Origin of the sequence: Actinomadura sp. RB99, assembly GCF_014706005.1 — a bacterium.
Lineage (GTDB): Bacteria > Actinomycetota > Actinomycetes > Streptosporangiales > Streptosporangiaceae > Spirillospora.
The window spans coordinates 13,843-38,603 of the sequence record NZ_JABMCA010000043.1 but is presented as its reverse complement, the minus strand read 5'-3'; the positions used below and the strand labels follow the sequence as shown (position 1 = coordinate 38,603).

23 protein-coding genes and 1 pseudogene are annotated in these 24,761 nt (G+C 72.7%); 15 read left to right on the top strand and 9 right to left on the bottom strand.

Annotated elements, in window-relative coordinates; translation table 11 throughout:
- Position 1 precedes the first annotated feature (1 nt).
- Positions 2-931 (bottom strand): LysR family transcriptional regulator, encoded by a 930-nt coding sequence (locus amrb99_RS31245; RefSeq protein ID WP_190862832.1) that lies wholly within the window; start codon positions 929-931, stop codon positions 2-4.
- Positions 932-1,064: 133 nt separating this feature from the next.
- Here amrb99_RS31245 and amrb99_RS31240 point away from each other — a divergent pair, with 133 nt between their 5' ends.
- Complete coding sequence (locus amrb99_RS31240) at positions 1,065-1,796, top strand: SDR family oxidoreductase (protein ID WP_190862830.1); 732 nt, start codon at positions 1,065-1,067, stop codon at positions 1,794-1,796.
- Positions 1,797-1,886: 90 nt separating this feature from the next.
- On the opposite strand, the gene amrb99_RS31235 is transcribed toward amrb99_RS31240, so the two are convergent.
- From amrb99_RS31235 to amrb99_RS31215, 5 genes are read right to left on the bottom strand one after another with little or no spacing between them, the layout of a single operon-like run.
- Positions 1,887-2,870 (bottom strand): branched-chain amino acid ABC transporter permease, encoded by a 984-nt coding sequence (locus amrb99_RS31235; protein ID WP_206700170.1) that lies wholly within the window; start codon positions 2,868-2,870, stop codon positions 1,887-1,889.
- The gene (locus tag amrb99_RS31230; RefSeq protein ID WP_190862828.1) at positions 2,867-3,727 is read right to left on the bottom strand and encodes a branched-chain amino acid ABC transporter permease; all 861 of its coding nucleotides are present in this window, start codon (positions 3,725-3,727) and stop codon (positions 2,867-2,869) included. The genes amrb99_RS31235 and amrb99_RS31230 overlap by 4 nt, the downstream gene beginning before the upstream one ends.
- An 11-nt stretch (positions 3,728-3,738) precedes the next feature.
- On the bottom strand, positions 3,739-4,977 hold the full coding sequence (locus amrb99_RS31225) for an ABC transporter substrate-binding protein (RefSeq protein ID WP_190862826.1): 1,239 nt from the start codon (positions 4,975-4,977) through the stop codon (positions 3,739-3,741).
- 31 nt (positions 4,978-5,008) lie between these two features.
- Positions 5,009-5,713, bottom strand: a complete 705-nt coding sequence (locus amrb99_RS31220; protein ID WP_190862824.1) for an ABC transporter ATP-binding protein — start codon at positions 5,711-5,713, stop codon at positions 5,009-5,011.
- Positions 5,700-6,485, bottom strand: a complete 786-nt coding sequence (locus amrb99_RS31215; RefSeq protein WP_190862821.1) for an ABC transporter ATP-binding protein — start codon at positions 6,483-6,485, stop codon at positions 5,700-5,702. The genes amrb99_RS31220 and amrb99_RS31215 overlap by 14 nt, the downstream gene beginning before the upstream one ends.
- Positions 6,486-6,754: 269 nt before the next feature.
- Here amrb99_RS31215 and amrb99_RS31210 point away from each other — a divergent pair, with 269 nt between their 5' ends.
- On the top strand, positions 6,755-8,089 hold the full coding sequence (locus amrb99_RS31210) for a tannase/feruloyl esterase family alpha/beta hydrolase (protein WP_190862818.1): 1,335 nt from the start codon (positions 6,755-6,757) through the stop codon (positions 8,087-8,089).
- 42 nt (positions 8,090-8,131) lie between these two features.
- Here the strand turns inward: amrb99_RS31210 and amrb99_RS31205 are convergent, their stop codons facing one another.
- On the bottom strand, positions 8,132-8,536 hold the full coding sequence (locus tag amrb99_RS31205) for a hypothetical protein (RefSeq protein ID WP_190862816.1): 405 nt from the start codon (positions 8,534-8,536) through the stop codon (positions 8,132-8,134).
- A 354-nt stretch (positions 8,537-8,890) separates the two neighbouring features.
- Entirely contained in the window at positions 8,891-9,916 is a 1,026-nt protein-coding gene (locus amrb99_RS31200) for a PHP domain-containing protein (RefSeq protein WP_190862814.1), read from the bottom strand.
- Positions 9,917-10,000: 84 nt separating this feature from the next.
- Here amrb99_RS31200 and amrb99_RS31195 point away from each other — a divergent pair, with 84 nt between their 5' ends.
- The 9 genes from amrb99_RS31195 to amrb99_RS31155 all read left to right on the top strand — a co-directional run bounded on the left by amrb99_RS31195 (position 10,001) and on the right by amrb99_RS31155 (position 19,206).
- Entirely contained in the window at positions 10,001-11,314 is a 1,314-nt protein-coding gene (locus amrb99_RS31195; RefSeq protein WP_190862811.1) for a sensor histidine kinase, read from the top strand.
- Positions 11,311-12,030 (top strand): response regulator, encoded by a 720-nt coding sequence (locus amrb99_RS31190; RefSeq protein ID WP_190862809.1) that lies wholly within the window; start codon positions 11,311-11,313, stop codon positions 12,028-12,030. Before amrb99_RS31195 ends, amrb99_RS31190 begins: the two co-directional genes overlap by 4 nt.
- A 142-nt stretch (positions 12,031-12,172) precedes the next feature.
- Positions 12,173-13,141, top strand: a complete 969-nt coding sequence (locus amrb99_RS31185; protein WP_190862806.1) for an alpha/beta hydrolase — start codon at positions 12,173-12,175, stop codon at positions 13,139-13,141.
- Between the two features lie 136 nt (positions 13,142-13,277).
- Entirely contained in the window at positions 13,278-14,234 is a 957-nt protein-coding gene (locus amrb99_RS31180) for an alpha/beta hydrolase (protein ID WP_347256935.1), read from the top strand.
- A gap of 55 nt (positions 14,235-14,289) precedes the next feature.
- Positions 14,290-15,471, top strand: coding sequence for a helix-turn-helix domain-containing protein (locus amrb99_RS31175; RefSeq protein ID WP_151544107.1), 1,182 nt, complete (start codon positions 14,290-14,292; stop codon positions 15,469-15,471).
- A 91-nt stretch (positions 15,472-15,562) separates the two neighbouring features.
- Positions 15,563-16,477, top strand: a complete 915-nt coding sequence (locus tag amrb99_RS31170) for an acyltransferase domain-containing protein (protein WP_190862801.1) — start codon at positions 15,563-15,565, stop codon at positions 16,475-16,477.
- Positions 16,474-17,439 carry a beta-ketoacyl-ACP synthase III gene (locus tag amrb99_RS31165; RefSeq protein ID WP_190862799.1) on the top strand — a complete coding sequence of 322 codons (966 nt, stop codon included), beginning with the start codon at positions 16,474-16,476 and terminating at the stop codon, positions 17,437-17,439. Before amrb99_RS31170 ends, amrb99_RS31165 begins: the two co-directional genes overlap by 4 nt.
- A gap of 56 nt (positions 17,440-17,495) precedes the next feature.
- Positions 17,496-17,747, top strand: coding sequence for an acyl carrier protein (locus tag amrb99_RS31160; RefSeq protein ID WP_151544105.1), 252 nt, complete (start codon positions 17,496-17,498; stop codon positions 17,745-17,747).
- A gap of 151 nt (positions 17,748-17,898) precedes the next feature.
- Complete coding sequence (locus amrb99_RS31155; RefSeq protein WP_190862796.1) at positions 17,899-19,206, top strand: beta-ketoacyl-[acyl-carrier-protein] synthase family protein; 1,308 nt, start codon at positions 17,899-17,901, stop codon at positions 19,204-19,206.
- A gap of 282 nt (positions 19,207-19,488) precedes the next feature.
- Here amrb99_RS31155 and amrb99_RS31150 read toward each other — a convergent pair whose 3' ends face one another.
- Positions 19,489-19,983 carry a DUF3145 family protein gene (locus tag amrb99_RS31150; RefSeq protein ID WP_190862793.1) on the bottom strand — a complete coding sequence of 165 codons (495 nt, stop codon included), beginning with the start codon at positions 19,981-19,983 and terminating at the stop codon, positions 19,489-19,491.
- A gap of 284 nt (positions 19,984-20,267) precedes the next feature.
- Between amrb99_RS31150 and amrb99_RS53370 the strand changes: the two are divergent.
- The 4 genes and pseudogenes from amrb99_RS53370 to amrb99_RS31130 all read left to right on the top strand — a co-directional run.
- Positions 20,268-20,978 (top strand): annotated as a pseudogene (locus tag amrb99_RS53370) (S8/S53 family peptidase); the annotation flags it as partial.
- A 7-nt stretch (positions 20,979-20,985) separates the two neighbouring features.
- A complete protein-coding gene (locus tag amrb99_RS31145; RefSeq protein ID WP_190862791.1) occupies positions 20,986-22,455 on the top strand; it encodes a recombinase family protein in 1,470 nt (489 codons plus the stop codon).
- A 383-nt stretch (positions 22,456-22,838) separates the two neighbouring features.
- Complete coding sequence (locus amrb99_RS31135) at positions 22,839-23,000, top strand: hypothetical protein (RefSeq protein WP_190862787.1); 162 nt, start codon at positions 22,839-22,841, stop codon at positions 22,998-23,000.
- A gap of 403 nt (positions 23,001-23,403) precedes the next feature.
- A complete protein-coding gene (locus tag amrb99_RS31130) occupies positions 23,404-24,624 on the top strand; it encodes an AAA family ATPase (protein WP_190862785.1) in 1,221 nt (406 codons plus the stop codon).
- Positions 24,625-24,761: the final 137 nt, after the last annotated feature.

Below are 24,761 nucleotides of genomic sequence, written 5' to 3'. Positions count from 1 at the left end.
GTCACGGCGCCGCCGTCCGGCCCGCGGGAGGACGGCCCGCCGGGAAATGCGGCGGGACCACCTGGGCCTGGCGGGCCAGGAGGTCGGTGAAGGCCGTGGTCAGACGGTCGGGCCGGGTGCGGGTATAGGCGGTCAGCGTACGGCGGATCGAAGGGTCCGGGCGGAGGGCGACGCCGTCGAAGTCGGGCGGGATGATGTTGGCGGGCACCAGGGCGGGGCCGAGGCCGGCGGCCAGCAGGAGCGCGGCGGAGGTCTGCTCGGCGCGGACCGCGATCCGCGGCCGGAAGCCCGCCTCCGCCCAAGCGCGGTCGACCAGGTCGGCCAGGCCGTTCCCCGGGGAGTAGTGCACCCACGCGCGGTCGGCGAGGTCGGCGAGTGCGAGGGTGCCGGCCGGGCTCGCGGCGAGGGGGTCGTCGGCAGGGAGCACGAGGGCGAACTCCTCGACGCCCAGTTCGCGGACGGGACCCTCCCAGCCGGCCGGCGCGGGGCCGACGGCGAGGTCCGCCCGGCCGGCGGCCATCGCGGCCTGCAGGTCGTCGGTGTGCGGGTACTCGCGGAGCCGGATCCGGACCCGCGGGTGCCCCCGGCGCCAGGCGCGCAGGACCGGCGGAAGGATGCCGAGGCTGACGGAGTAGACCACGGCGACCTCCAGCTCGCCCTCGTCCAGCCCCGCTGAGCGGCGGGCCACGGCGTCCAGCCGGACGGCCTCGGCGAGCGCGGCGCGGGCGTGCGGCAGGACCGCGCGGCCCAGGGGCGTGAGGCGCACAGCGCGCGGGAGACGTTCGAGCAGCGGGCCGCCCAGGGCGGTCTCCAGGCTCCTGACCTGGTGGGACAGCGCGGGCTGGGTGACGTGCAGCTGCTCCGCCGCCCGGGTGAACGAGCCGGTGTCGACCACGGTGACCAGGTATTCGAGCTGCCGCAGCGTTGCCATGAACAGATTCTATCGCTGTGGTAGAAAACAAGCCTTGGACTAATCAATGCAGGTCAGGCGAGAGTTATGGAGCAGGCCGGGAGGCGCGGGACGGCGCCTCCCGGCCGATCCCGACCTGCAGAGGAGCTCCCTCATGTCCATCCTTCACGGCCCGGCTCTCGACGGCCGGCGGCTCGTCGTCGTGGGCGCCGGCTCGCATACCGGCCGCCTGCTCGCGGGTACCGTCTCCGCCGCCGGCGCCGAACTGGTCCTGGCCGGACCCGACGTCCGCAAGCTGGAGAGGGCCGCCGGCGAGCTGCCCGGCCCGGCCGAGGTGATCCCGGTCGACCTCGCCGACGAGCGGTCGATCGCCGCGCTCGCGACCGCGGCGGGCCGCTTCGACCACCTGGTCTCCACCGCCGCGGTGCCCGCCAACGGGCCGCTCGCGGAACTCGACCTCGCCGACGTGCGGCGGGCGTTCGCGGCGAAGGTGATCGGGCCGCTGCTGCTCGCCAAGCACCTGGCCGGACAGGTCGCCGAGGGCGGCTCGTTCACCTTCTTCTCCGGCGTGGCCGCCTGGCGTCCCGCCCCGGCGCGGACGGTGATGGCGACGACCAACGGCGCGCTGGCCTTCCTGGTCCAGGCGCTCGCGGTGGAGATCGCCCCGGTTCGGGTCAACGCGGTCTCGCCCGGCATCGTCGACACCGGCTCCTGGGACGGTCTCGGCGCGGGCAAGGACGCGTTCCTGCGGGGCGTCGCCGAGCGCAACCCGGCCCGCCGGGTGGGCGGCCCGGACGACCTGATCAAGGCGGTCCTCTACGCCATCGACAACTCCTACGTCACCGGGACCGTGCTGCACGTCGACGGCGGCGGCCGTCTCGCCTGACGCTCAACGATCCAAGGAGAACCGCCCCCGCACGGCCGCGCGGCGCGCCCTCCTCGGGGTACACGCCGCGCGTCGTCGTTGAGTCGGGGCTCAGACGGGGGTGGTGACCTTGGCGGGGGCCGGGTCGGGGCGGCGGCGCGCGGTGCGCTTGGCGAGGAGGTCCCGGGCGGTGCCCCAGACGCCGCGCCGGAACACCAGCACCACCACGATGAAGATCGCGCCGGTGATGATCCCGGTCTCCTGGAAGCCGGCCGTGGCGAGGTAGTCGTTCAGCTCCACGATCAGCGCGGCGCCGATCGCGCCTCCCCACAGGGTGCCGATGCCGCCGAGGACGACCATCATCACGGCCTGCCCGGACGTCGTCCAGTAGACGCCGTCCAGGGACGCGAAGCCGTGGCCGATGGCGAACAGGCCGCCGCCCAGCCCCGACAGCGCCGCCGACAGGACGAACACCAGCAGCTTGTAGCGGTCGATGCTGTAGCCCAGCGCGCGCGCACGCGCCGGGTTGTCGCGGATGGACACCAGCACGCGGCCGAACGGCGACCGGACGATCCGCCACGCGACGAACAGGCCGGCGAGGATGAACGGCAGCCCCGCGTAGTAGAAGTAGAACGGCTCGGACAGGTCGACGCCGAAGAAGTCCCTCGGGATGCCCTGAAGGCCGTTCTCCCCGCCCGTCACGTCCCGCCACTGGTTGGCGACGAAGTACACCATCTGCGCGAAGGCCAGGGTGACCATCGCGAAGTAGATGCCGCGCAGCCGGACCGACAGGAACCCGATCGGGACGGCGAGCGCCGCGGAGAACGCCGCGCCGCCGAGGATCGCGACCGGGAACGGCAGCCCGGAGTGGACCGCGATCAGGCCCGTCACGTAGGCGGCGGACCCCCAGAACGCGGCGTGCCCGAACGACAGCAGCCCGGTGAAGCCGAGCAGCAGGTCCACGGCGGCGGCGAACAGCGCCCAGCAGGCGATGTCCATCGCGACCGGCGGATAGACGAACCACGGCAGCACCAGCGCCGCGACGAGCCCGATGACCAGCAGCACCGGCCGCCCGGCCAGCCTGGAAAGGATCACAGTGCCTCCTCCCTTCCGAACAGGCCCGCCGGGCGCCACAGCAGCACGGCCGCCATCAGGATGAACACCAGCGTCTGCGACAGCGACGGCACGTAGTAGTTCCCGAGCGCCGAGACGATCCCGACCGCGAACCCCGCGGCGACCGACCCGAACACCGAGCCGAGGCCGCCGATCACCACCACGGCGAACACCGTGATGATCAGGTCGGAGCCCATCAGCGGGTTGACCGCCCGCATCGGCGCGGCGAGCACGCCGGCGAACGCGGCGAGCGCGACGCCGAACCCGAACACCGGCGTCACCCAGCGGCCCACGTCGATGCCGAGCGCGCGGGTCAGCTCGGGCCGCTCGGTCGCCGCACGGACGATCATGCCGACGCGGGTCCGGGTCAGCACGACCCACACCGCCCCGCACACCACGACCGACACCGCCAGCACGAACACCTGGTAGGCCGGGTAGGTGAACAGGCCGAGGTCCACGGAGCCGCCCAGCGCGGACGGCCGCGGATACGGCTGGGACTGCACGCCGTACTCCCGCTTGACGAGGTCCTGCAGGATCAGCGCGAGACCGAAGGTGAACAGGAAGTTGTAGAGCGGGTCGAGGGGCGCCAGGCGGCGGATGAACAGCCGCTCCAGCACCGTCCCGGCCACGCCCAGCACGACCGGGACGAGCGGCAGCGCGACCCAGAAGTTCACGCCCCACGAGTCCAGCAGGACGTAGGAGCCGAACGCGCCCAGCATGTAGAACGCGCCGTGCGCGAAGTTGACCACGCCGAGCATCCCGAAGATGACGGCCAGGCCGAGGGCGAGCAGGGCGTAGAACGCCCCGCCCACCAGCCCGTTGAACGCCTGTTGCAGCACGCCGGGCCGCCCTACGGCTTGCAGGCGGCGTCGGGCTGCTGGAACGCCTGCGCCGCCGGGATCGTCTTGATGATCTTCTCGTAGTCCCACGGCTCCTTGACCTCGGAGCCGGGCTTCACCTGCGCGATGTAGGCGTCGTGGACGAGGAGGTGGTCCTGCGCCCGGATGGTCCCGGTGGCGGTGAACACGTCGTTGACCTGGTGGCCCTCCAGCTGCTTCACCACCCCGTCGGACTTGTCGGTGCCGCCGCGCTGCACGGCCTCCAGGTACTGCAGGGCCGCGGAGTAGTCGGCGGCGTGCACGGCCGTCGGGCGCTTGCCCGTCTTGGCCTGGAACTTGTCCGCCCAGGCCCGGTTGCCCTGGTTGGCGTTCCAGTACCAGAAGTCGGTGAAGCGCGTCCCGGCGAGGGCGTCCGGGCCGAGCGAGTGGATGTCGGTGATGAACATCAGGCCCGTCGCGAGCCCGACGCCCTTGTCCCGCAGCTTGTACTCGTTGTACTGCTTCACGAGGTTGACGAGGTCGCCGCCCGCCTGCATGGCGCCGAGCACCTGCGGCTTCGGGTTCATCCCGGGCGCCTTCAGCAGGAACGTCGAGAAGTTGTCGTTCGGGAACGGCGTCGGGTCGGACTTGACGACGGTGCCGCCGGTCTCCTTCACCGCCGCGGAGAACGTCTTCTGCATGTCCTGCCCGAACGCGTAGTCCGGGTAGACGATGTACCAGTTCTTCGAGCCGTCCTTGGTGACCTCGCTACCGGTCCCGTGGGCCAGCATGTAGCTGTTGTAGCCGTAGTGGAAGGTGTACTTGTTGCACTGCTTCCCCTCCAGCGCGGTGGACGCGGCTCCGACGTCGATGAACAGCTTCTTCTTGTTCTTGGCGACGTTCGCGACGGCGAGGGCCGCCGACGAGGTCGGCACGTCCACGATCAGGTCGGCCTTCTGCCGGTCGTACAGCTCCTGCGCCTTGGAGTTCGCGATGTCCGGCTTGTTCTGGTGGTCGGCGTCCACCACCTCGATCTTCTTCGCGACGGCCTTGCCGCCGTACTTCGCCTTGTAGTCGGCGACCGCCATCCTCACCGCCTCGACGGCGTTCTTGCCCGACAGATCGGCGTAGACGCCGGACTCGTCGGTGAGGACGGCGAGGACCACCTTGCCGTCGCTGATCTTGCCCCCGCCCCCGCCGGGTCCGCCCGCGCAGCCGGCCAGCAGCGCTCCGGCGGTGGCGAGCGCCGCCGAACGTCGCACAAGTGTCATCGGGGTTCTCCCTGCTGTTCCGAGGTGGTTCTTAGATTCCGAGGTATTCGAGGAGCTCGCCCTCGCGGGCGAGGACCTCGTCGTTGTCCAGCGACTCCACGACGCGGCCCTCCGCGAGCAGGTGGTGGCGGTCGGCCACGGTCGCGGCGAAGTGCACGTTCTGCTCGATGAGCAGGACGGTGACGCCGGCGGCCTTGACCTCGCGCAGGATGGCGCCGATCTGCTGGACGATCAGCGGCGACAGGCCCTCGGTGGGCTCGTCGCACAGCAGCAGCCGGGCACCGGTCCGCAGCACCCGGGCCAGCGCGAGCATCTGCTGCTCGCCGCCCGACAGCTTCGTCCCGGGGAACCGGCGCCGCTCCCGCAGCCGCGGGAACGTCTCGTACACCCGCTCCAGCGACCACGGCTCGTGGGCGTCGTCCGGTCGCGCGACGGGCGGGAGGGCGAGGTTCTCCTCGACGGAGAGCGTCGCGAAGACGCCGCGGTCGTCGGGCACGTAGCCGAGCCCGCGCCGGGCCCGCTTGTGCGGCCCGAGCGCGGTGATGTCCTCGCCGAGGAACTCGATCGTCCCCTTGGCGTCCTTGTGGAGGCCCATGAGGCAGCGCAGGAGGGTGGTCTTGCCCGCGCCGTTGCGGCCGACCAGCGTGACGATCTCGCCCTCGTCGACGCGCAGCGACACGTCGCGCAGCGCCTGCGCCTCGCTGTACCAGGCCGACAGCCCGTCAATGCGCAGCATTGGAGTCTCCGAGGTAGGCGGTGACCACGCGCGGGTCGTGGCGGATCTCGGCGTAGGGGCCCTCGACGAGCACCCGTCCCTGCTGCAGCACGGTCACCCGGTCGGCGAGGCTGGAGACGACGCTCATGTTGTGCTCCACCATCACGACGGTCAGCGACCGGTCGCCGGTCTCGCGCACCCGCCGGATGAGCTGGACGGTGCGGTCGACGTCCTCCACGCCCATGCCGGCGGTCGGCTCGTCCAGCAGCAGCACCTTCGGGTCCAGCGCGAGAGCGAGCGCCAGCTCCAGCGCGCGCTTGCGCCCGTAGGCGAGGGTGCCCGCGGGCGTCGCGCCGTGACCGTCCAGGCCGACCTGTTCGAGCAGCTCGGCGGCGCGGTCGGAGAAGCGCCCGAGCGCCTTGTCGGACCGCCAGAACCGCCAGCCGAGCCCGGTCCGGCCCGCCAGCGCCAGCTCGACGTGCTGGAGCGGGGTGAGCTCCGCGAACAGGCTGGTGATCTGGAACGACCGGGCCAGCCCGAGCCGCGCGACGTGCTCGGGGCTGCGCCCGGCGAGCTCGTCCGAGCCGAGCCGCACGCTGCCCGCCGTCGGCTTCAGGAAGCCGGTGAGCAGGTTGAACAGCGTGGTCTTGCCCGCGCCGTTCGGCCCCACCAGCGCGTGCACCGAGCCCTCCGCGACGTCCAGGTCGACGCCGTCCACGGCCCGGAAGCCGCGGAACTCCCTCACCAGGCCCCGCGCCGCCAGAACCGGGGCCCCTGGGACGGGACCGGCCATGCGCCCTCCTCGCGTTCCTAGGGGTGACCCGGACCACTCCGGGCCGCCGTGACCGGGAACGCTAAATCGCGTCCGGAGACCGGACCATGTGAGGCGCACCCACATTCCGGCCGGCCGATACGGGTGTGACCCACATCACGTGCAGGTCACGGCCGCCGGCACATGCCGCCGCGCCCGGATATGTGGGCCGCGCACGTGGCCGCGCTCACGGGCGCTCACCACCATGACGGCACCCGTCCCCGCACCGGGGACCCGTCGAAGGAGCCGGGATGCCGAAAGTCCGCAGCCTCCTGACCGCCACCGCCTTCACCGGCGCCGCCCTGACCGCCGCCGCGCTCACCGCCGCCCTCCCCGCGCAGGCGCGGGCCCGCGAGTGCGCGCCCCGCGTGACGGTTCCGGGCGCGCAGAAGCAGGTCGCCGCCTGCCTCGACGACCTCACCACCGCGGGGACGGTCGCGTCCGGGCACACCGTCCCCACCGACTGGGCGGGCCTGCAGTCCACCGCGACGACGAACCCCGCGCACGTTCCGGGCGTCCAGATCGACGGCTACTTCCCGGACACCTCGACGTTCAACACCAACAACGGCTGGAACCACGACGCCCAGTTCGTCATCCGGCTCCCCGAGCACTGGACGGGCGGCCTCGTCGTCGCAGGCCCGCCCGGCAACCGCCGCCAGTACGCCAACGACTTCACCATCTCCGACTGGGCGCTCTCCAAGGGCTACGCCTACGCCGCCACCGACAAGGGCAACAGCGGCACCGAGTTCTACAAGGACGGGAAGCGCCCCGGCGACGCGATGGTCGAATGGAACGACCGGCTGACCCAGCTCACCCGCGCCGCCAAGAAGGTCGTGGCCGGCCGCTACGGGCACTCGCCCCGCCGCACCTACGCTGCGGGCATCTCCAACGGCGGCTACCTCGTCCGCTGGCAGCTGGAGAACCACCCCGAGCTGTACGACGGCGGCATCGACGCCGAGGGCACGTTGTGGCGCGCGGACGGCCCGAACCTGTTCACGTACCTGCCGTCGATCCTGCGCGCGTACCCGTCGTACGCGGCCACCGGCGACCCGTCCGCGCACAAGGCGCTCCTCGACGCCGGCCTGGCGCCGGGCTCGGAGTTCCTATGGCCGTTCCACGACCAGGTGTACTGGGGCCTCACCCAGACCATCTACCGCAAGGAGTTCGACCCCTCGTACACGGGCGACGAAGCGGACTACAACTACGCCGCGCGCCCCCGCTCCGTCCACAAGGCGGTGGCCCGCGTCGCCCTGACGGGCCGCATCCACAAGCCGCTCATCACCCTGCAGGGCACCTACGACTCGCTCCTGCCGATCAGCACCGACTCCGACGTGTACAGCAGGATGGTCCGCGCGCGCGGCTCCGCGCTCTACCGCTACTACCGCGTAGAGGCCGCCAACCACGTCGACGGCCTCTACGACACCTATCCCGACAAGCTCCGCCCGCTGCTGCCGTGCATCCGCAGCGCGTTCACGGCCCTGGAGTCCTGGACGACGAAGCACCAGTCCCCGCCCGCGAGCGCGCCCCTGCCCCGCCCGGCGACCGGGGACCTCGTCAACACGTGCTCTCTGGAGTCCGCCTCGTAGGACGGCCTCGTAATGCGCCTCGTAGGGCGCTCTGTCAGGTGTTCAGGCGCGGAAGTACGGGCCGGTGGAGCGCACGATCAGGTCCAGCGGGACCCGCAGCGGCTTGTCGTCGATCGAGGACTTGGTCAGGTAGCTGCACCGGTAGCCGGTCTTCTGGCCGAGCGGCACCTGCTTGACCGCCGGCATGTCGTCGCAGCGGAGATCGGTGCCGGCGTCGTGGTTGTTCGCCCAGAAGTCGGCGGTGGCGCCCTTCGCCGTCAGGATGCCGACGCTGGGCTCGGCCTGGTAGGCGAGCGTCAGCCCGCCCATGGACGGCCCCTGGATCGTCACGGGCCAGGTCACCTTGACGCCCTCGTAGGTGACCGTGCAGGTGACCTTCGAGCCCTTGGCCGCCGCGACCGACTTCCGGTCGCACGCGGCGCTGGTGCGGCCCGGCGTCCCCGCCATCTTGACGGTCCGCTCGCGCAGGTCGTACTTCAGCTCCTCGATCAGGCGGGGCGCCGTCGCGCGGCGAGGGCCTGATGACCGGGGAGGCCGTGGTCGAGGGGTCGGGCGCCGAGATCGGGTGGCCGCTCGGCGCCTCCTCGGCCGCCGGCTTCTCCTTCCCCGAGGACGACGCCCCTCCGCCGCATCCGGCCGCCAGAGCGCACGCGGCCAGCACCAGTGCGCAGGAGTACGGAAACTTCATGATCAAAGTTATAGTGCCTCCCGCGCACCCGCCTGACCAGCAAAGCCGGGATCGTCCGCGCCCGAGACCCGCGCGCCGGCCCTGGGAGCAGGCGCCCGGATCAGGCGCCGGGATCAGGCGTTGCGGGACCAGGCGAGGAGCGCGTCGGCGGGCAGCGTGTTGACGACCCGGTCGGCGGGGACCGCGCAGCGGGCGGCGCGCTCGCAGCCGAAGTGCTGCCAGTCGAGCTGGCCCGGCGCGTGCGCGTCGGAGTCGATCGAGAAGCGGCACCCGGCCTCGACGGCGAGGCGCAGCAGCCGCTTCGGCGGATCGAGCCGCTCCGGACGCGAGTTGATCTCCACGGCGACGTCGTAGGCGGCGCAGGCGTCGAAGACCAGCGCGGCGTCGAACTCCGACTCCGGGCGCAGCCCGCCGCGCTTCCCGCCCGCCTTCACGATCCGCCCGGTGCAGTGCCCGAGCACGTTCACGCGCGGGTCCGCGATCGCCGCGACCATCCGCTTCGTCATGGCGACCCGGTCCATGCGGAGCTTGGAGTGGACGCTCGCGACGACGACGTCCAGCCGGTCGAGGAGGTCCGGATCCTGGTCGAGGGCGCCGTCGTCGAGGATGTCCACCTCGATGCCCGTGAGGATCCGGAACGGCGCGAGCTCCTCGTTCAGCTCGGCGACGACGTCCAACTGCCGGCGGAGGCGGTCGGCGGACAGGCCGTTCGCCACGGTCAGGCGCGGCGAATGGTCGGTCAGGGCGAGGTACTCGTGGCCCAGCGTACGGGCCGTCTCGGCCATCTCCCGGATCGGCGAACCGCCGTCCGACCAGTCGCTGTGCGTGTGCAGGTCGCCGCGCAGGGCCGCGCGCAGCGCGGCGGTCGCCTCGTCGAGCGGCTCGCCCTCGGTGGCCTCCAGCCGGCGCAGGTAGACGGGGGTCTCGCCGCGCAGCGCCTCCTCGATCACCAGGGCGGTGACCTTCCCGATGCCGGGCAGCTCGGTCAGCGTGCCGTCGTGCGCCCGGTCCCGGAGCGCCTCCGGTGCCGTCGCCTCGACCAGGTCGGCGGCCTTGCGGAAGGCCCGGACGCGGTAGGTCGGCTCATGCGCGCGCTCCAGCAGGAACGCGATGCGCCGCAGCGCTTCGACGGGCTCCACGCCCTGCACGGTACCCAGGTATGACGCGTACGTCGCACCGTGGTGGCATACGCGTCCGGCCGCGGTGTCTCTAGCCTGGGGCTCATGGCCGGGCAGAACGACGACGGCGCGCCCTCGGCGCCGAACAGCCTGCTGTGGGGCGTCCTGGCCGCGGCCTTCACCGGCCGGGCCGACCCCGTCCCGCAGGACCGGCCGTGGCCGACCCTGCTGCGCTGGACGCGGTTCGTCGGGATCGGGCGGCTGCCGTACGGGCTCGTCGTCAACGTCGCCGGCATCGGCCTGGCCATCGCGCTGGCCGCCGGGACGAACTCGCTGCTCGCGACGCCGCAGCCGGCGCGGCCGGGCGTGCACGTCGACGCGCTCGTGCGGCTGCTCGCGTCGATCGCGGTGACGCTGCCGCTCGCGCTGCGCGACCGGCACCCGCTCGGCGCGTGGCGGCTCAGCTTCGTGGCGATGGCCGTCATACCGGCCGGCCAGTGGCTGACCGTCCCGTACCTCCCGGCGGGGACGTTCGCCGCGATCGTGTGCCTGTACACGGTCGCGGTGCGGTGCGCGCGGGACATCACCATCGGCGTGGGCCTGCTGTCACTGGCCGGGGTGTGGGTCAAGGACGCCCAGACCGCGGGCGGAGCGACCGTCGTCCTGCTGCTCGCCCTGGTCGTCGGGTACGCCGTCCGGCTGCGCAACACCTCGCGGACGCAGCTGGCCGAGCAGCGCCGCGAGCTGGTCGAGCAGGAGAAGCGCCACCAGGCCGCGGAGGCGGTGCTGACCGAGCGGCAGCGGATCGCGCGGGAGCTGCACGACGTGGTGGCGCACCACATGTCGATGATCGCGATCCAGGCCGAGGCCGCGCCGTACAAGGTCGAGTCCGTCCCCGACGAGACCCGCCGCGACCTGTCGGAGATCCGCGCGACCGCGCTCGACGCGCTCACCGAGATGCGCCGCATCCTCGGCGTGCTGCGCTCCGAGGACGGCGCCGAGACCGCGCCGCAGCCGAGCCTGGAACGGCTGGACGAGCTGGTCGCGCACGCGCGCGGCGCCGGGCTGACCGTCTCGACGCGGCTCTCCGGCGACCTGGCCGGGCTGCCGCCGGGCGTCGGGCTCACCGCGTACCGGATCCTGCAGGAGGCGCTGAGCAACGCGATGCGGCACGCGCCCGGATCGAGGGTGGCGGTCGCGGCGGTCCGGGAGGACGGCATACTGCGGCTCGGCGTCGTCAACGGCCCCCCGGGCGGCGGCCACGTCCCCACCCCCTCGCCCGAGGGCACCGGCCACGGCCTGATGGGGATGCGCGAACGGGCGGCCATGCTGGGCGGCGAGGTGTCCGCCCGAACCACCGTGGACGGAGGATTCGCCGTGAACGCCACCCTTCCGGTGAAGGCCCGGGCCGCGACGTGACCGTCCGCGTGGTGATCGTCGACGACCAGGGCATGGTCCGCACCGGGTTCGGGGTGCTGCTGAACGCCCAGCCCGACATCGAGGTCGTCGGGGAGGCGGTGAACGGCGAGGAGGGGCTGCGGCGCGTCGCCGAGCTGCGGCCCGACGTCGTCCTGATGGACGTGCGGATGCCCGTCATGGACGGCCTGGAGGCGACCCGGCGGCTCCTCGACGGCCGCGGCGGCTCCGGCGGGGACGGCGGCTCGGGCGGGGACGGCGGCTCGGGCGGGGACGGCGGCGGGGCGCCGAAGGTCCTGATGCTGACCACCTTCGACCTGGACGACTACGTCTACGAAGCGCTGCGCGCCGGGGCCAGCGGGTTCCTGCTGAAGGACGCGTCGGCCGCCGAGCTCGCCGACGCCGTCCGGATCGTCGCGGCCGGCGACGCGCTGCTGTCCCCGTCGATCACGCGGCGGCTGATCGCCGAGTTCTCCCGGCTGGGCGGGCCGCGCGCGCCGTCCCGCAAGCGGCTGGAGGAGCTGACCGAGCGGGAGACCGAGGTGCTCGCGCTGGTGGCGCGGGGCCTGTCCAACGGCGAGATCGCCGCGGAGCTGGTCGTCGCCGAGCAGACCGTGAAGACGCACTTCGGGCGCGTCCTGATGAAGCTCGGGCTCCGCGACCGGCCGCAGGCGATCGTCTACGCCTACGAGGTCGGCCTGGTCCGGCCCGGCGACTGACGCCCCGCGGGCACCCTCCCGGGTATCGCCCGTCATACCGGGGTCGCACCCCGCAGGACCGCACCACCGGTTGATCCGCGCGACGGCGTCCGGTTCCTAGCGTCCTGGTCAGTGCTTCACCACTGACCAGGAAGGACCTCGGATGAGCGGCGCGCACCCGGCCCCCGGCCGGCGCACCAGGGCGGTCGTGGCCGCCGCCGTGCTGACGGTGACGGCCTCGACCACCGCGGCCGCCGGGCACGCCGAGGCGTACGCGGGCCCGGCGCGTCTCCCGGACCTGTCGGCCGCGACGCTGGACGCCCGCTACCAGGCGGCGGGCGCGGAGATCGCCCGGGCATGGGCGACGGCGCGGCGCGTCCGCGACCACGACCGGGCGCGGGCCCTGTCGGCGTTCCTCGCGCCGGGCCGCCGGTTCCTGTCGTTCGACGCGCGCGGCCGCGGCCAGGCCGTCGAGGTCATCGGCGACCTCGCGGCCGCCGACCGGATCGCGGTCGTGGTGCCGGGCGCCGACACCGCGCTCGCCAACTTCGACTCGCCGAAGTTCGTCGGCGGCGGCAGCCGCGCCCTGTACCGGCAGGCGCGCGCCGGCGCGCCCGCCGAGCGGATCGCCGTGGTCGCCTGGCTCGGCTACCGGCCGCCGCGCACGCTCAGCCCCGAGGTGCTGACCGGCGGCCGCGCCGCGGCGGGCGCCCGCGCGCTCGGCCGGTTCCTCACCGGCGTCCACCGCGTCAACGCGCGCGCCCGGATCGCGCTGCTCTGCCACAGCTACGGGTCCGTGGTCTGCGGGAAGGCCGCCCGCCACCTGGGCGCCGCGCCGGTGGACGAGATCGCCCTGTTCGGCAGCCCCGGCGTCACCGCGCACCGGGCGTCCGACCTCGGCACGTCCGCGCGAGTCTGGGCGGGCCGCGCCGGCGGCGACTGGACGCGGTACGTGCCGAAGATCAGCTTCGGCGGGATCGGGTTCGGCGCGGACCCGATCTCGCCCGGGTTCGGCGCGCGGCGCTTCGACGCCGGGACAGGCCCGCACAGCGCGTACCTGAAGCCCGGGACCGTCGCGCTGCGCAACCTCGCGCTCATCGCGCTCGGCAGGGACGCGGAGGTGACCGGCTGAAACTGGCGTGCGGCGCGCCGCGGTCACCCCGGCCGGGATCCCCCACCGGCCCCGGATGGTAGAAAGGCCGAAGATGCCGCCGCCACCCAAGACGACCTCAAGGCGCGCCCGACGGTTGCGACGGGCGCTGGCCTGCGTGGTCTCCATCTCGGCCCTCATGCTCACCACCGCCGGGACCGGCCACGCCGACCCGTACGCCGCCCCCGCCGCCGTCCCGTCGATGGCGCCGTCGACCCTGGACGCCCGGTTCGCGACCGAGCGCCGGTCGATCGAGCAGGCGCTGCGGACGGCGCGCAACGTCGGTGACGGGAAGCGGGCGCGCGCGCTCGGCGCGTTCCTGGCACCGGACCGCCGTTTCCTGTACTTCGACCCGCGCGGACGCGGGCAGGCCATCGAGGTCGTCGGCGATCTCGCCCGCGCGCGGCGGATCGCGGTGCTCGTCCCGGGCGCCGACACGACGCTGACCGCCTTCGACCGGCGGGGCGGCAAGCCGTGGTCCACGCCCGGCGGCGGGGCGCGGGCCGTCTACGCCCGGGCGCACTCGCTCACCGCCGATCCGGGCCTGGCCGTCGTGGCGTGGCTCGGCTACGCCGCCCCCAGGACCTTCAGCGGAGACGTCCTGACCGACCAGCGCGCCGACGAGGGCGCGGGCGAACTGCTCGACTTCCTCGCCGGCATGCGCCGCGCGAACCCCACCGCCCGCGTCGCACTGCTCTGCCACAGCTACGGCTCCGTCGTGTGCGGCCGCGCCGCGCTCCACCACCACGGCCATGGCCCGGCCGCCGCATGGGGGCAGGTCACCGACATCGCCCTGTACGGCAGCCCCGGCACGACCGCGTGGTCCGCCGCCGACCTGGCCGGCACCGCCCGCGTCTGGGCCGGACGCGGCGCGACGGACTGGATGGAGGACGTCCCGCACGTCCGCATCCTCGGCCTCGGGCTCGGGCCCGACCCGGTCTCCCGCGGCTTCGGCGCCCGGGTGTTCGCCGCGGGCTCCGGCGGCCACAGCGACTACCTCGCGCCGGGCTCGATCCCGCTGCGCAACCTCACCGAGATCGCCCTCGGCGACGCCTCCGCCGTCGTCCGCGGCTGAGGCCCGTTCCGCACTCGGGGACGGAACATCGCCGGTTCGGTGGCACCCTAAGGAGGTGGACACCGCAAGCGAGGCCGAGATCCGCGAGCAGACCACCCAGCGCCTGGAGAAGGCGATGGGGACGTTCGGCACCGCGGCGCTGACCAGCATGGAGGAGCAGCTCCCCTGGTTCCGGCGGATGCCGCCGGACCAGCGCTCCTGGATCGGGCTGGTCGCGCAGGCGGGCATCGCCGCGTTCGTGGAGTGGTTCAAGAGCAACGAGCGGACCCGGCCCGCCATCGCCGGCGAGGTGTTCGGCACCGCGCCGCGCGAGCTGCTGCGGTCCATCAAGCTGCACCACACCATCGACATGATCCGGGTGATCATCGAGGTGGTGGAGACCCGGCTGGACGAGCTGGCCGCCCCCGGCGGCGAGGCCCAGCTCCGCGAGGCCATCCTGCGCTACACGCGGGACGTCGCGTTCGGCGCGGCCCAGGTGTACGCGCGCGCCGCCGAGACCCGCGCCGCCTGGGACGCCCGCCTGGAGGCCCTCGTCGTCAACGCGGTGCTGCGCGGCGAGGTCGACGACGGCATGCACTCCTGGGCGGCGGCGCTCGGCTGGACGTCCAAGCCCGTCACCGTGATCGCCGGGTACACCCCCGAGGACGAGGAGCCCGAGGTCACCATCGACCAGATGCAGCTGGCCGCCCGGCGCGCCCGCGCCGACGTGCTGGCCGGCGTGCACGGCCACCGCGTCATCGTGGTGGTCGGCGGCGACGCCGACCCGATGGAGGCGGCCCGCCCGATCGCCGCCAAGTGCGGGCCGGGGCCCGTCGTGGTCGGCCCGAAGGTCGGCGACCTCTACGACTCGACCAAGTCCGCGCAGGCCGCGGTCGCCGGGCTGCGCGCCGCCGCCGGCTGGCCGGACGCGCCGCGGCCCGTCCCGGCGACCGAGTTGCTGCCCGAGCGGGCCCTCGACGGCGACGCCGAGGCCCGCCGGTACCTGGTGGAGGGTGTCTACAACCCGATGCTCGCCGCCGGCGCGCCGCTGCTGGACACGCTCACCACCTACCTGGAGCAGGGTTCGTCACTGGAGGCGACCGCCCGGCTGCTGTTCGTGCACCCGAACACGGTACGTTACCGGCTGCGTCGCGTCACCGAGCTCACGGGCCTCGCGCCGACCGACGGGCGCAACGCGTTCACGCTCCGCATCGCCCTGGTCCTGGGCCGGTTCGCCGCCCGCCCGCCCCGCGCCTGAGGCGCTTGTAGGGGTCGTACAAAGGGCCCGGACCAAACTTCGTCGCGATCGGCATCGTGAGCGGAGGGGCGTTCGCGAAAGGCTGGACGCCGTGATTCTCCTCGCATCGCCCGGCCAGGGCGCCCAGACCCCCGGCTTCCTGCAGCCATGGCTAGAGATACCCGGAGTCGCCGACCGTCTCGCCTGGTGGTCGGCCGTCACCGGGCTGGACCTGGTCAGGTACGGGACGACCGCCGACGCCGAGGAGATCCGCGACACCGCCGTCGCGCAGCCGCTGCTGGTCGCCGCCGCGCTCGCCGCCTACGAGGTGCTCTACGAGGACGCCGTCCCCGGCGCCGTCGCGGGGCACAGCGTCGGCGAGCTCGCCGCCGCGGCGATCGCCGGGGTGCTGACCCCCGAGGCCGCGCTGGTGCTCGTCCGGGAGCGGGGCCGCGCGATGGCCGAGGCCGCCGCCGTCACCGAGACCGGCATGACGGCCGTGCTCGGCGGCGACGCCGACGAGGTGCTCGCCGCCATCGACAAGCACGGCCTCACCCCCGCCAACGTCAACGGCGCCGGCCAGGTCGTCGCCGCCGGGACGACGGAGCAGCTCGCGAAGTTCGCCGAGGAGCCGCCCGCCAAGGCGCGGCTGCGGGCGCTGTCGGTCGCCGGCGCCTTCCACACCGCCCACATGGCCCCCGCCGTCGACACCCTCCGCCGCCTGGCCCCCGGCGCCCCCGTCGCCGACCCCCGCACCAAGCTGCTGCAGAACCGGGACGGCGCCGTCGTCGCGTCCGGCCGCGACTTCGTCGGGCGCCTCGTCGAGCAGGTCAGCGCCCCCGTGCGCTGGGACGCGTGCATGGCGACGATGCGGGAGATCGGCGTCACCGGGATCATCGAGCTGCCCCCGGCCGGGACCCTGGTCGGGCTCGCCCGGCGCGAGCTGAAGGGCATCGAGCTGGTTGCCCTCAAGACCCCCGAGGACCTGGACAAGGCCCGCGAGCTGATCAAGGCGGACGCGGCATGACCGGCCTGCGCATCCCCGAGGCGGCCGCGGGCGCCCGCATCCTCGCGTTCGGCGACTACCGCCCGGCCCGGATCGTCACCAACGACGAGCTGTCGCGGACCGTCGACACCAACGACGAGTGGATCCGCACCCGCGTCGGCATCCAGGAGCGGCGGATCGCCGGCGAGGACGAGGGCATCGTCGAGCTCGGCGTGCACGCGGGCGGCAAGGCCCTCGCCAACAGCGGCCTCGACCCGTCCGACATCGACCTGGTGATCCTCGCGACCTGCTCGGCGGAGTCGCCGATGCCCGGCCACGCGCCGCAGGTCGCGCACCGGCTCGGCATCGACGCGCCCGGCGCCTTCGACCTGAACGCCGCCTGCGCCGGCTTCTGCTACGCGCTCGGCACCGCCAGCGCCGCCGTCCGTGCGGGCAGCGCCCGCAACGTGCTGGTGATCGGGTCGGAGAAGATGTCCCAGTGGATCGACTGGACCGACCGCTCCACCAGCATCATCTTCGCCGACGGGGCGGGCGCCGCGGTCGTCACCGGCAGCGAGTCCCCCGGCATCGGCCCGGTCGTGTGGGGCAGCGCCGGCGAGAACTACGACAAGATCATCATTGACGACCGGCACTCGTTCATCCGGCAGGAGGGGCAGGCGGTGTTCCGCTGGGCCACCACCGCCATCGCGCCGGTCGCGCTGGAGGCGTGCGAGCGCGCCGGGATCGCCCCCGGCGACCTCGCCGCCGTCGTCCCGCACCAGGCCAACCTGCGGATCATCCAGGCCATCGCCCGGAAGATGAAGGCCACCAACGCCGTGGTGGCCGACGACATCGTGCACTCCGGCAACACCTCGGGGGCCTCCATCCCGCTGGCCCTGTCCCGCATGATCGAACGCGGCGACGTGCCGTCCGGCGCCCCCGCCCTCCTGGTGGGGTTCGGTGCCGGACTGTCCTACGCTGCCCAAGTCATCCAGATCCCGTAGGCCGTCACGCCTGCCCGCAGGCTCTGGACCAACCCATCGAAGGAGATAGCAGAACCATGGCAGTCGCCACCGAGCAGCAGATCCTGGACGGCCTCGCCGAGATCATCGACGAGATCGTCGGCATCGACAAGTCCGAGGTCACCCCGGAGAAGAACTTCATCGACGACCTCGACATCGACTCGCTGTCGATGGTGGAGATCGCGGTGGCCGCGCAGGACCGCTTCGGCGTCGAGATCCCCGACGACGAGCTGCGCAACCTGAAGAGCGTCCAGGACGTCATCAACTTCGTCCAGAAGCTCCAGAGCTAGTTCCGGCCGGTGGCCGGGCCGTGCTCCGCACGGGCCGGCCGCAGGGAGGGCGCGCCGCCGGGCCGCCCGGACGGGTCCGCACGGGCCCCGACGGCGTCCCGGGCCGGGCGCGCCCTGCCTCCACTCCCCCTCCAGTCCGCAAGGAGCATCTATGAGCAAGAGCCAGACCAGAGTCGTGGTGACCGGTCTCGGTGCAACGACTCCTCTCGGCGGAGACCTGCCGTCGACCTGGTCCGCCCTGCTCGCCGGAGAGTCCGGGATCCGCAGCCTGGACTGGGAGGGCGTCGAGGATCTGCCGGTCCGGTTCGCCGCCACGCTGAAGGTGGACCCGGCCGAGGTCATGCCGAAGCAGTCGCTGCGCCGGCTGGACCGCAGCCAGGCGATCGCGCTGATCGCGGCCCGCGAGGCGTGGACCGACGCGGGCTTCGCCCCGGCCGTCAGCAACAAGACCATGCGCAACGAGGAGCCCGCCGGCGTGCCCGGCGGCTTCGTCGTCGACGGCGACCGGCTGGGCGTCGTCGTCTCCAGCGGCATCGGCGGCCTGCACACCGCGCTGAACAGCTACGACGTGTACCGCGAGCAGGGCTGGTCGCGGGTGTCGCCGTTCACCGTGCCGATGCTGATGCCGAACGGCGCGTCCGGGCACGTCGGCATCGAGTTCGGCGCGACCGCCGGCTCGCACGCCCTGGTCAGCGCGTGCGCGTCCAGCGGCGAGGCCGTCGGCTACGCCATCGACATGATCCGCGCGGGCCGCGCCGACGTCGTCATCTGCGGCGGCACCGAGTCGTGCATCCACCCGCTGCAGATGGCCTCGTTCGGCCGCATGCGCGCGATGTCGACCCGCAACGACGAGCCGACGCGCGCGTCCCGGCCGTACGACAAGAACCGCGACGGCTTCGTGCTCGGCGAGGGCGCCGCCATGATCATCCTGGAGTCGGAGGAGCACGCCCGCGCCCGCGGCGCCCGCGTGCAGGGCGTCGCCGCCGGGTGCGGCTACTCCAACGACGCCTACGACATCGTGCTGCCGGACCCGAGCGGCGGCGGCCAGGCCAAGGCGATGCAGCGGGCGCTCGCCGACGCCGGGCTGCGGCCCGAGGACATCGTGCACATCAACGCGCACGCCACCTCGACCCCGTCCGGCGACGTCGCCGAGCTGAACTCCATCAAGGCCGGCCTCGGCGAGGAGGCCGCCGCCAAGGTCGCCATCACCGCGACCAAGTCGATGACGGGGCACCTGCTGGGCGGCGCGGGCGCGCTGGAGTCGGTCTTCACGATCCTGGCGCTGCGGGACGGCCTCGTCCCGGCGGTCGCCAACCTGGAGGACCTCGACGACGAGGTCGACCTGGACATCGTGCGGGACGAGCCGCGCAAGCTCGCGGACGGGCCCGCCGCGGCGCTCAACAACTCGTTCGGCTTCGGCGGCCACAACGTCTCGGTCGCCTTCGAACGCGCTCTCTGACCGCGCACGTCAACGGCCCGGCGGGTCCGATTTCTCGGACCCGCCGGGCCGTTGTGTTCCCAAGCCTGACGCCGGCGGCGATGACCGGCAGGTGATGACCGGCAGGTGATGCTCGTTCCTGCCCCCGGCAACGACCTCGGCCATCACGCGAGCGCGTTATCTGACCGGTGGGGGCGACGCCGAAGGCGAGCCCCCACCGAGAAGCTCGCGAAGCGAGGTCGCGCTCGCCCTAGCCCGGTCAAGGTGCGAGCCGCCAGGCGAGCACCTTGGGCCGGGGTTGCCTTAAACCGCAGCGTGGAGCCAGCGCACCGGAGCGCCGTCGCCGGCGCGGCGGAAGGGCTCCAGCTCGTTGTCCCACGGGGTGCCGAGGAGCCGCTCGAGCTCGTGCTCCAGGTTCGTCTTGCCGACGGCGGCGTTGGCCATGACCGAGCGCAGCCGGTCCTCGGGCACCATGATGTCGCCGTTGGCGCCGATGACGCCGCTGAACACCCCGAGGGTCGGGGTGAAGCTGTAGCGGACGCCGTCGCTGCCGGGCGTCGGATCCTCGGTGGCCTCGAACCGCACCAGCTTCCAGTTGCGCAGGGCCGAGGTGATCCCTGCCGCGGTGCCCGGCCTGCCCTCCCAATGAAGCTCGGCGCGCAGCGTCCCCGGCGCGGCCGCTTGATCAGCCCACTCAAGGGAAACGGGCACGCCGAGAACACCTGCGGCGGCCCACTCGATGTGCGGGCTCAGCGCAGGTGGCGCGGAGTGGACGTAGAAAACGCCACGTGCGGTCACCGGACCTCCTGGATCTGTACCGAGGCTCGTCTTCCCCTACGGCCTCGTACGTCCCAAGACGGCGTCCGCGTCCCTCATTGTGCATCATCGGCCCGGGTCGCACCACCGTGACTTCACCGTTTGCCGAACGCTTGACCACGGGATGCGCGCCGTTCACCGCTCTCGGCCGCCAAGCGTAGGCCCTCGCCCCGCCGCCGCGCCGCCGTTTCGGCGCGTTCGGCGGTCACTTTCGGTCGCCTTTCCGGCACGATGAGTGCCGATTCCGTGGGCAGGGAGGGAACGCGATGCTCGACCAGGAGGCGCGGCTGGTCCGGTTGCTGGCGCGGCACCGCGACGCGGTGATGGTGGAGCCGGTGCCGGGGCGGCGGGCGCTGGTGCGCCGCGACCAGGTCCTCGTCTCCGGCCGGGACGCGGACGCCGCGCAGGACCTGGTGCGGCGCTGGTGCGACGCGCGGGAGGACGAGGCGGGCGCGACCCGGCTGCGGCTGCGGCCGTCGGCGAAGGTGGACGTGTGCGAACTGTCCGCCCAGTTGTCCGGTGGTGGCCGCCATCGGACGCTGAGCGTGTCGCCGAACCATCTCGTCCACGGCCAGCCGATGTGGTGGAGCGGCCCGGCCGACCGGCCGCGCCCGGCGGCGCCGCTGCCCGCTCCGGTCGCGGCGGGCGCGCGCCGGGACGTGACGGTGGCGATCCTCGACACGGGCCTGTCGCCGCATCCCTGGTACGAGGACACGGCGTGGTTCCGGGAGCAGCGCGACGAGGTGGCGGAGGTGCTCGACGCCGACCTCGACCTCGAACTGGACGCGCAGGCGGGCCACGGCACGTTCATCGCCGGCGTGGTGCTGCGGCACGCGCCGACGGCGGCGCTCCGCGCGCTGCGCGTCATCGGCGGGGACGGCGTCGGCGACGAACTGGACGTCATCCGCGCGCTCGCCCGGCTCACGGCCTGGGGGCGCGCGGACGTGGTGAACATCTCGCTCGGTAACCTACGCTATTCACACTATGGAGAGCAACGGAGTCCGCGCAGCGATCTACGCCCGCATCAGCCGCGACGACCAGGGCGAAGGACTCGGCATCGCCCGACAGGTGACCGCCTGCCGGCAACTCGCCGAGCGCCTCGGCTGGACCGTCGTCGACGTCTACCCCGACAACAGCAAGAGCGCCTACGACCGGCGCAAGGCCCGCCCGCAGTACGAACGCATGCTCACCGACGTCCAGTCCGGACGCATCAACGGCATCGTGTGCTTCGCCCTCGACCGGCTCACCCGGCACCCGATGGAACTGGAACGGCTCGTCGACATCTTCGTGCCGCACCGCACCACCGTTCAGACCGTCGCCGGTGGGGAACTCGACCTCAACACCGAAGAAGGCCAGCTCCGCGCCCGCATCACGGGCAGCGTCGCTAAGTTCGAGAGCGGACGGAAGTCCGAACGGCTCAAGGCGAAGGCGGCGCAGATGATCGCAGACGGGAAACGGCCATGCGGCGGGCCCCGCCCGTTCGGCTATGACCGCCACTACGACGACCCAGACAGCCCCCGCCGCCGCATCCTCAAAGAGACCGTCAACGAGACCGAGGCCGCCGCGATCCGCGACGCCGCCGAACGTCTCCTCCGCGGCGAGTCCATGCGCTCGATCGTCGGGGAGTGGAACGACCGCGGCCTACTCACCAGCCTCGGCAATCAGTGGGCCGTGACCCCGTTCCGGCAGATGATCACCTCTGGTCGCCTCGCCGGACTCGTCATGCACAACCGTCAAGCCGTCGCCGGCGTCACTGCGCAATGGCCCGCCATCCTCGACCGCGAAACCCACGAGCAGCTCCACGCCCTACTGACCGGGCGCGGCAAGCCCGGACACGGCAACGCCCGCAAGTTCTGGCTGACCGGTCACGTCTACTGCTCGTGCGGTGTGTCCATGCGCGTCGGGAAAGCCAAGAACGGGCGTCGTCGATATGAGTGCCTTCCCCGCCGGGAAGGTGGCTGCGGCGGGCGGGTCGTCGACCTCGACGAGCTCGACCGCATGATGCGGCGCCTCGTCATCAAGCGTCTCCGGGACCCCGGCATCCTCGCCGAACTCGCCCAGCGAGAAAGCACCACCCAGGACGAATCCAGAGAGCTCGTCGACGCGATCGAACGCGACGAACGGCGCCTCGCCATGCTCCGCGCCGACCTCGAGAGTGAGGACACCGAGCCGGACGACATCCCCGAGACACGCGCCGCGATCCGCACCGTCCGAGCACGCATCAAGCGCCGCCGAGACGAACTCTCGCACCTCACCGGCGCGGAACCCCTCGTGGGCGTCGACGTCGACAACCTCGACGACCGCTGGGACCGCCTCGACATCTCCCAGAAAGCCGGGCTCCTCCGCGTCGCCGGTATCAAGCGGATCATCATCAACCCCACCAAGCTCCGAGGCCGGTTCGACCCCGACCGCGTCGACCTGGTGCCGGTCTCACGGAGAGGCCGACGCACCTGACTCACCGCCGACGGTGAGACGCCGTGATCTTCGTGCGATGATGTAGGCAGACTCTCAACCCGCGTTGCGGGCTCCAACCCGATCCGATCCAGCTCGACCCCGCCTGATCCAGCCCAGCCCGACCCATTGCTTTGTCCGGTGTCCGTTTCTCCCGGAATGGGTCTCACGAATGGCTCGGCACTTCTCCGGCCGCCGTCTCCGCGCACTGCGCACCGCTGCCGGCTTTTCCCCCGCCGCACTCGCTCACACCGTAGGACGCTCCACCTTCAGCGTCCGCGAGTACGAGCGCGGTCGCGTCACCCCCACAGTTGATGTCCTCGCGCGCCTCGCCGATGCCCTGAGCTGCGCGACCGACGATCTGTTCGAGCTGCGGAGCGTGAGCAATGCGGCCTGACGCCCCACACACCGACGCCATTGATCGGCGGATCGACGAGCTGCTCGGCAACCTGCCGCCGCTCACCGACGACGACAGGCACGAAGCGGCCGCGATCCTCGCCGCAGCACCACCCCGGCGCGCCGCGGTTCCGACCGCCGACGCCGCCTGAACAACCCCCGAACGCGCGAACGGCCTGGTCCTCGCCCGACCAGGCCGCCGCCGTACACCAACCCCACCGCCAAAGAGAGGTATGGATGACGTCCATCCTAGACGACCAGGTCGCGACCGGTCGTCACATCACAACCCCTCCCCCCAGCCACAGCTACAGCCCGGAAGGCGTCGCCGAGTTCACACAACTCGCCACCGCCCTCGCCGCCCGCGGACACGTCGTCACCGCCTCGCAACCGCCGCACAACGAATGCAGCAGCGTCTGCCCCCTCTGCGCCCGGGAGGGCCAGAACGGCGGACTCGCCATCTACCCCGGGCCATGGGGAAGCGCTGGACTCTTCTGCGAGTCGGAACGACACGTCCTCTACGCGATCGGCGCCGAGCTGGGCGTAAGGACGAAACTCATGGACGCAATCGAAAGAGGCCGCCGCGACTTCGACCGCGTGTGGAACGCCATCCGAGCGAAGAACCTCACCCACGACCTCCCCCGCCTCGACCCCGAACCCAACGGCTGGGGCGACAAGGCAGTGAAGGCCCAGTGCCCGCAATGCCTCGGCGCGGGCGACACCGAACACCGCCTTGAGGTGTTCGTTGAAGCCTGCGAGCCCACACGGTCCAAGCGGCAGTTCGGGCAACTCCGCGTCATCTGCTACGCCGGTCAGCAGCACAACCCGCTTACCGCCCTCGGCCTCGTCACCGAGCACTCGCTTCGGGAGACGCACGGCGCGATCGACTGGGACGCCGACGAGAACCCCTCGGAATGGCTGATCGAGCCCCTGATCGAGCGCGGCCAGTTCGCCAGCATCTACGGGCCCGCAGGCGTCGGAAAGAGCCTCCTCGCCCAGGACCACGCGTTCCGGCTCGCCGCCGCCGGCGCCCGCGTCCTCTACCTCGACCACGAGAACCCCGTCAGCGAGGTCAAGAAGCGCCGCCGCGACATGGGCCACCACGGACCCAACCCGCCCGGCCTCACCTACCTCAGCTTCCCGCCCGTCGCCGCCCTCGACACCCCCGACGGCGCCGCACAGCTCCACCAGCTCGCCGACAACCTCAACCCGGACGTGATCATCCTCGATACCTGGTCGAAGTTCCTCGCCGGAGACGAGGCCGCCCCCACCACGCACACCGAGGCGTACAACCTCGCGATCGTCCCCCTACGCCGCAAGAACGTGACCGTGATCGCGCTCGACCACTCCGGCAAGGAACTCGGACGCGGCCCCCGCGGCGGCTCCAGCAAGGTCGACAACGTCGACGTCCTGTGGCTCCTCACCGTCAAGAGCAACGGCCGTCTCCGACTCGAACGCCGCAAGACCCGCACCGGCCGCGGCCCCGACCTCGTCGAGCTCGAACGCCGCACCGGCCCCGTCCGGCACGACCACGTCGACCAGCCCGGCGCCGACGTCATGACCCCCGACGTTCGCGCGTGCATCGCCAAACTCGACGACCTCGACGTCCCCCCGGGCTGGGGCCGCGACCGCGCCGCCGAAGTGCTCCGCGCCAACGCCTACAAGATCCGCAACGAGGTACTCGCCGCAGCCCTCAAGGTCCGCAGGGAACGCGGCGACGCCACCGCCGACACCGTCGACCTGTCCGGGACAGGTCGGGGACAGGTTTCCGACCGATGACCGCCACCTGTCCCGGACAGGTCGACGCGCCGCCCCGTGTATCCGCACGTCACGGCGTTGCAGACCTGTCCGGGACAGGTTGGGGACAGTCCGGGGACAGCACCCCAGGGCCACCGCGGCGACCTGTCCCCGTCCCC